This is a genomic window from Chryseobacterium sp. 2TAF14 (genome assembly GCF_052115105.1).
Lineage (GTDB): Bacteria > Bacteroidota > Bacteroidia > Flavobacteriales > Weeksellaceae > Chryseobacterium.
Map to the genome: position 1 here is coordinate 1 of NZ_JBFRGA010000131.1, position 7679 is coordinate 7679.

Annotated in this window: 6 protein-coding genes; all 6 read right to left on the reverse strand. The window is 34.9% G+C overall.

Annotated features, from left to right (window positions below):
- Positions 1-964 (reverse strand): DegT/DnrJ/EryC1/StrS family aminotransferase (locus tag AB4Y90_RS12810; protein ID WP_441557959.1); only part of this gene is annotated, 964 nt, incomplete at its 3' end.
- Complete coding sequence (locus tag AB4Y90_RS12815) at positions 964-2052, reverse strand: DegT/DnrJ/EryC1/StrS family aminotransferase (RefSeq protein ID WP_441557960.1); 1089 nt, start codon at positions 2050-2052, stop codon at positions 964-966. The genes AB4Y90_RS12815 and AB4Y90_RS12810, both read right to left, overlap by 1 nt.
- A 20-nt stretch (positions 2053-2072) precedes the next feature.
- Positions 2073-3365, reverse strand: a complete 1293-nt coding sequence (locus AB4Y90_RS12820) for a nucleotide sugar dehydrogenase (RefSeq protein WP_441557961.1) — start codon at positions 3363-3365, stop codon at positions 2073-2075.
- 18 nt (positions 3366-3383) lie between these two features.
- Positions 3384-5765, reverse strand: coding sequence for a GumC family protein (locus AB4Y90_RS12825; RefSeq protein ID WP_441557962.1), 2382 nt, complete (start codon positions 5763-5765; stop codon positions 3384-3386).
- A gap of 32 nt (positions 5766-5797) precedes the next feature.
- A complete protein-coding gene (locus tag AB4Y90_RS12830; RefSeq protein WP_441557963.1) occupies positions 5798-6610 on the reverse strand; it encodes a polysaccharide biosynthesis/export family protein in 813 nt (270 codons plus the stop codon).
- A gap of 114 nt (positions 6611-6724) precedes the next feature.
- A partial coding sequence (locus tag AB4Y90_RS12835) for a UDP-N-acetylglucosamine 4,6-dehydratase family protein (RefSeq protein WP_441557964.1) occupies positions 6725-7679 on the reverse strand: 955 nt, incomplete at its 5' end.

Consider the following 7679-nt stretch of genomic DNA (forward strand, 5'->3'; position numbering starts at 1 on the left):
CACTATAAATATTATTATTGATGTGAACTCCTGAAGCATAGAAACCTTTACTTCTTATATCCCTTATCATTTCAATTTTATTATCAGCTAAAATACCAAATACCCAAAAATTAGGATTTGAATTTTTAGTATCAATTAGTTTTACAGACCGGTCTGAAGCAAAGTAATCCTTCCATAATTCCGCATTCTCTCTCTGCGTTGAAAATAACGTATCGACATTTTGCATTTGCTGAGTACCTATGTAAGTATTGATTTCCATAGGTGTTGCACTGTGTCCTATTAACGTAATGTCGCATTTAGCACTGATTTCACCCAGATCATCTCTGAAGCGTGTACGGTCTATGCCCGCATCCCTAATTAGCTTGCTTTTCTCAAAAAGCTCGGAATCTTTAAAAATCACGGCTCCGCCATCTAAAGTATTGGGGATTCTTACCGGATTAAAAGAAAAAATAGTGACATCAGAGCCTACATTTCCAATTTTTTTTCCTTTGTACTCACTTCCGAATGCTTCAATACAATCATCAATTACGGGAACATTAAATTCATTACCAATAGAATTAATTTCGTCTATATGTCCGGGATATCCACAATAATGATTATGAATAATTGCTTTTGGATTTATATGCATTAAACTTCTTACACTTTGAGGAGATAGTGTACCCGTCATTGGATCAACATCTGCCCATTGCACTTTAATCCCTATTGATAAAAGAGGCTGCGTTGATGCGAGACAAGCCATAGGAGAAACGATTACCGTATCACCTGCTTTAACGTCTAAGGTAGTCAAGGCTACTAAAATAGCCATATTGAATGTATTGGTTACCAATACATTGTTCGTTCCAAAATATTGGGAGAGCTGTTCTTCAAAGGCCCTTCCGTATTTACCGTAAGCAAGTTGCCCGCTTTGTAATATTTCATTTACAAGTGGGGTTTCCGGCATAAAGGGTTTATATAATGGTATCATTACCAGCCTTTTTTTATTGTTGCAACTATATGCTCACGATCCTCTTCAGATAGCCACCATCCACAAGGAATATGCACCATTTTAGAATAAAATTCGTCTAATCCGGGAAGACTTCTTTTAGAATCATTAAAAAGTGAATGTAAATCATYTCTGTAATGTAAAGGACTAGCAGAAATCTGATTTGCTTCCAGATGTTTTATAAAATCTTCTCTTCTATCAACCTTCATAGTATATAACCAATACGATGGTTCTGTGTCTTCAGAATAATCAATAAGTTGTAACCCATCTATATTTTTTAGCTTTTCGTCAAAAAATTTCCCGTTATCTATATACTTCCCTATAACAGATTCTAAATGCTTCATTTGTACTAAGCCAATTGTAGCATTTACATTATTCATAGCGTATTTGTAGCCTGTTTCAACAATATCATTTTCTAATCTGCTTTTGCCTTTATCCAACCCAAACCATCTCATCCTTTTAGCTCTGGCCATTTGATCAGGTTTATTAAATGAAAGGAAGCCTCCGTCAACTGTAGTCATATGCTTTATTGCCTGCAATGAGAATATAGTATAGTGAGAATTACTTCCAACTTTTTTTCCATTAAATTTACTACCTAATGCATGAGCCGCATCTTCAATAATAGGAATATTATATTCTAAGCTAATTTTATTGAACTCATTCATATCGCAAACCATTCCTGCATAATGAACTAAAATAATTGCTTTGGTTTTTTCTGTAATTAATGATCTTACAGACTCCGGAGACAGTAATCCTGTATCAGGGTCTACATCACCCCAAACAACTTTTCCGCCTACCATAGTTATTGCAACATTGGTAGGTTCCGCAGTCATAGGTGTACTGATCACTTCGTCATCTTTCCCTACTCCTGCAAGCAGTAATGCAATATGCAGAGCATCAGTTCCTGAGTGAAGGGCTAAAACATTTTGATTATTTAAATAATTACCAAACAATGCTTCGAAGTCGTAAACAGGCTGTCCTTCAGCAATATACCCAGAATATAGAATTTTTTCCAACTCAGGCATTAGTTCTTCTCTTGGAGGTAAAAAAGGTTTTACTAATGGTATCATTTTAATTTGGTATAATGTTATTATAGTCTTGCATCAACAAGGGTTCTGTCTAAACAAGCTTTTGTATCAAAAATCACAGAATTATCTTTTTTTATGTCATTTAGATCCATTTTTAAGAATTCATCATGTGCAACTGCTACTATTATAGAATCGTATTTTTTTCCTTCAGTAAGAGAATCAAGTATATCAATCCCATACTCGTGCTTAACTTCGTCTTTGCTTGCCCAAGGATCATAAATATCGACATTTATACCGTAATCTTTGAGTTCATTATAGATATCTATAACTTTTGTATTTCGAACATCCGGACAGTTTTCCTTAAATGTAACTCCTAAGATCAGCGTATTGGAGTCTTTTATAATTTCTCCTTTTGCAATAAGAAGTTTTACCACTTTTGATGCAACAAACTTTGCTATAGAATCATTAACACGACGTCCTGATAAAATTACATCCGGATGATATCCTAACTGTTCAGCTTTATGAGCTAAATAATATGGATCAACAGAAATACAATGTCCCCCAACTAATCCCGGTTTATATTTTAAAAAATTATACTTTGTTCCTGCGGCTTCTAAAACGTCATGAGTATCGATACCTACCCTATCAAATATTAATGCTAGTTCATTTACAAAAGAAATGTTAACATCACGTTGAGCATTTTCAATAGCTTTCGATGCTTCAGCAACTTTAATGCTTGGAGCCTTGTGAGTTCCTGCGGTTATTATTTTTTTATATAAACTATCTATTTCTTCTGCAATTTCTTCTGTAGAGCCAGATGTTACCTTTTTAACACTGGTTAGTGTATTTACCTTATCTCCGGGATTAATTCTTTCCGGAGAATATCCTACATAAAAATCTACATTATACGTCAATCCTGAATATTTTTCTAAGACAGGTACACATTCTTCTTCTGTACATCCGGGAAAAACAGTTGATTCATAGATAATAATATCATCTTTTTTAATAATTTCACCTAACATTTTAGACGCAGCGATCAATGGTTTTAAATCTGGTGCATTATATTTATCAATTGGTGTAGGTACTGTTACAATAAAAATATTAGCATCCGCAATATCATTTAAAGTACTTGTTGATATATAGCCGCTTAATCCATCAGATTCTTTATACTTTTTTAAGCCATTTTTTAATTTTTCTATATCTGCTTCAAGTGTAATGTCATATCCTTGATTTAATTGATTAACTCTTTGAGCATTTATATCAAATCCTAGTACTGGATAATAAGTAGCGAACTCTAAGGAAAGTGGAAGACCTACATAGCCTTGTCCTATAACAGCTATTTTATATGTTTTCATATATAATTTAGTATGCTTTTATTTCTTTTTAAAAATTTTTTTAAAAAAACTATCAGATTGATTTTCATGTCCGTATCCATAGCCGTATTTGTAACCATATCCATAGCCACTATTCATTTTACTTACATCATTCAGCACTACTCCTACGTTTTTAATTTTTTTATCCTTGATTTGTTTACTGATAAAGCTAATCAGTTCTTTTTCAGTATAACCGGAACGGGTAACATATACTGTAATATCTGCTACATCAGCAATTAAGAATGAATCTGTTACTAACATTAAAGGTGCTGTATCCAATATAATGTAATCGTACATTGGTTTTAAGGCTTCTACCAATTCTTCATACCTTCCGTTAGACAAAAGTTCTGTAGGATTCGGTGTAATCGCTCCTGAATAAATCACATCACAATACGGATTAAACGAAGTCGGATGTATAATTTCTGAAACTTCCATTTGCTCATCATACATAAATTCTGAAAGACCGATCAAGCCTCTTCGGCTTTCGTTATATCTCTGTAGTTGCGGATTCCTGATATCTGAACCAATAATGATTACCTTTTTTCTTGGAGATGCCAATGTAAGGGCTAAATTAACCGAAGTAAATGTTTTACCTTCTCCCTTAACCGTTGAGGTTACAAAAATTACATTGCCTTTTTTGTTTTTAGGCAGCATAAAATTAATATTGGTAATCAGAATTCTGAATGCTTCTGCTAAAGGAGATAAATCGTTTAACTGAACAATTTCCGGCTCCCCTTTCTCTAAAGAAGGAAGTTCTCCAATCACAGCAGCACCATTAAGCAGTTTTTCCAGCTCCTGCTTCGTTTTCACTTTATTGTTAAACAGCTCTAATAAATAAATGACTGCAAAAGGAATTAACATTCCTATAACTAGTACTCCAAGATAAATGATCATTTTCTTTGGAGAAACTGGGGCAGAACTCGTTAAAGCATCATCAACAATTCTGGCTTTGGGAGCAGCAATTGCCAATGATATGGCTGCCTCTTCCCTTTTTTGAAGCAGTAACAAGTAAAGCTGTTCTTTAATATTCTGCTGTCTTTCAATACTACGGAACAATTTTTCCTGAACCGGAATTTTAGAAATCCTGCCCGACAACCTGTTTTGTTCACCCGTAATACTCCCTATAGAGATCTGAAGTGCCGATTGTGTCTTTTGCAAACTCTGAATAACAGAATTTCGCATGCTGTTGATCTGACCAGTAATATTCTGAACTACAGGGTTGACCGTAGTGGAATTTTCAAGCAATCTGTTTCTATCGATCACCAACTGATTATAGATTGCAATATTAGCTGCAATATTCTGATCTGAAAGCCCTACATTGAGTGGTAAAACCTGGTAAGTACCCTGCTTCTTAACAGAGCTGAGAAGACTGTTGACCAGTTCCAGCTGAGACTCTTTCTCCAATTGTTTTTGGCGGCCTTCTATTGCAGTTTCTAAAGAAAGCTGCGCTTCAGTCTGAATATCGGCAATATTGTTACGAAGCTTGAAATCTTCTTTCTGAGATTCTACATTTCCTAATTCTTTGCTGATAAGGTTAATACGTTCATCAATAAAGCTAGCCGTCTTCTGGGCTTCAGAGTTCTTATCTAAAATAGCCTCACGGTTATAGTTCACAGCAAGCTTATTTAAAATATCTACCGACTTATCAGGAATAGGATCGGTGATTGAAAGCTTAAGAACTGTCGCTTCCTTCTGCACCAGACTTACATTCAACTTAGATAAATAATACCTTGCCCTGTTCATGCCAGACATAAACTGCAATAAATAGGTATCTGTTGATTTTGTATTTAGCTTAAATTTAGGGTTTTTCTGAAACATGACCACCCCAAAAGGCATGGTCACCGATTTATTAAAATCTGCTTGGATTTCTTTTTTGAAACTTTCAGATGTAATTATAATTTTATCCCCTTTTATCTTAGCAGTGACTTCTTTGTGAGGATATCTAGCCGTTTTCGTTTCGTTGATAATTCTTACTAGAAAAGGAGAACTCTCTTTGTATAATTCTGTATCTTTTATATTTCCTTTAGAATAAATATTGGTTTCCAATGCCAGTTCTCTAACAACAGACAGCATCAGTTTTTTAGATTTTAAGATCTCGATTTCATTATCCACCGAGTTGGTTCCCATTCCACCGATACCGCTTAGTTCGGAAATCACAGACATATCCGGCTGACCCGCTGAAGATTTTTTCACTTCTTTGATCAACAATGTTGATTCTGTGCTATATACCGGAATACTGTATCTTAAAAAGAACCATGCAACAACAACTGCTACAATTGCACCTATAATGAACCAATACCAACGATGAAGGTATGGCTTTAAAATTTCTCTGATATTGAACGTTTCTTCATGAAACTCCTCTTGTGTCTGGTTGTAATCCACTATAAATTTTAATATTAGCTGCTATGAAATAATTAATTGTTCCTGATCAAAGCAAGAATACCTATCGTAAGCGAGGCAACAACTGATGCTACCGAAATATACAATCCTGTATTCGGGTCTATTCTTGCTGCTTTTTCCCGGTTTGCATTGGGCTGCACATAGATCATATCATTCTGCTTAAGATAATAGTACGGTGAGTTGATAAATTGCGCACTCGTTAGATCTATCTTTTCTTTTGTGATCTTTCCATCAACATTTCTTACGACCAAAATATTCGTTCTAACGCCATATACAGTAAGATCTCCTGCTAAACCTAAAGCTCCTAACAATGTAGTGTTTCCATCAGGAATAACATAAGTACCGGGTCTTGTAACTTCTCCCAAAACAGAAACCTTAAAATTGATCAGTTTCATTTCAACCACCGGATTCTTAACATACTCCGAAATAAGATTCGTTAATTTAATCCTCATTGTTTCAAGATTTTCATCTTTTGTGCTTACTACACCAATTTGCGGAAATACAATATTCCCGTCTGTATCTACAATATAAGTAGACCCTGAAACAGGAAGCTGCTGCGGAAGATTATTTGAGCTAGGAACAGAATACTGCGTTATCGTTGAACTTGACGAATAGCTCTGATTAAAAGGCTTCACCACATCCATATCTTTAGCAGTTACGGTGATAATCAATTGATCACCGGGCTGTAAAGTACCTCTGCTGTTTTTAATAGAATTATCTAATGCCAAATTCTCAATATCCTGCATGTAATTGATTTCCTGTCTTGGTGCACAAGAAAATACAGCTAAACCAAGCGCTCCGTAAATAAAATATTTTTTTAAGATCATTTTTGATAATTTTTTCACAAAAATAGGATTATTATTTTTCAAATAAAATTTGTTGATGATTATATTGAAAATTCCCTGTTAATAATACTTAACAACAGGGAATTAGTTTTATTTTTAAATTATTGGGGCTGAAGTGAGATCTTTCTTATCCAGCACTTCAAATTCCGAATTGTTACTGATAAATTCCGGTACAATATCTTTCAAAAGTTTTACCACCTGAAGCTTATCTCTTTTGACGGCTGACCTCACAATTTGTTTGCATAAAATTTCGATTTCTTCAAAACCAATTACAGGATCTTTAGAAATCATAATTTTATCATGATGGGTAGGGACTGTCGTTGCATTATTGCTCAGTAATTCTTCATATAATTTCTCACCCGGCCTTAAACCAATAAATTTAATTTTAATATCTACATCCGGTATAAAACCAGACAGCTTGATCATTCTTTTGGCCAAATCTAAAATTTTAACAGGTTCCCCCATATCAAAAACATAGATCTCACCACCTGCTCCCATGGTTCCAGCCTGAAGAACCAGCTCACAAGCCTCCGGAATGGTCATAAAGTATCTGATAATATCAGGATGGGTAATCGTTACAGGCCCCCCTTTCTCTATCTGCTTTCTAAAATGCGGAATCACCGAGCCATTAGAACCTAAAACATTACCAAAACGTGTTGTAATGAATTTTGTTGTATTGCCTTCTGAATTTTGCAGAGACTGTACAAAAAGCTCAGCCGTCCTTTTCGACGCCCCCATTACATTCGTAGGATTTACCGCCTTATCTGTGGAAACCATTACGAAACGGTTAACTTTATATTTTTTTGAAAGCAGAGCCACATTTCTTGTACCCAGTACATTTACGAAAATAGCTTCATGCGGGTTTTCTTCTATTAAAGGCACATGCTTGTAAGCTGCAGCATGATAAACCATTGAAAACTGGTAAAGCTCAAATACTTTTTCGAGCCTGTGAGAATTGGAAATATCTGCTAATATAAATTTAAACTGCTGCTCCGGAAATTTCTCAAGCAATTCGAGCTCCAACTCGTACAAAGGAGATTCTGCCTGATCA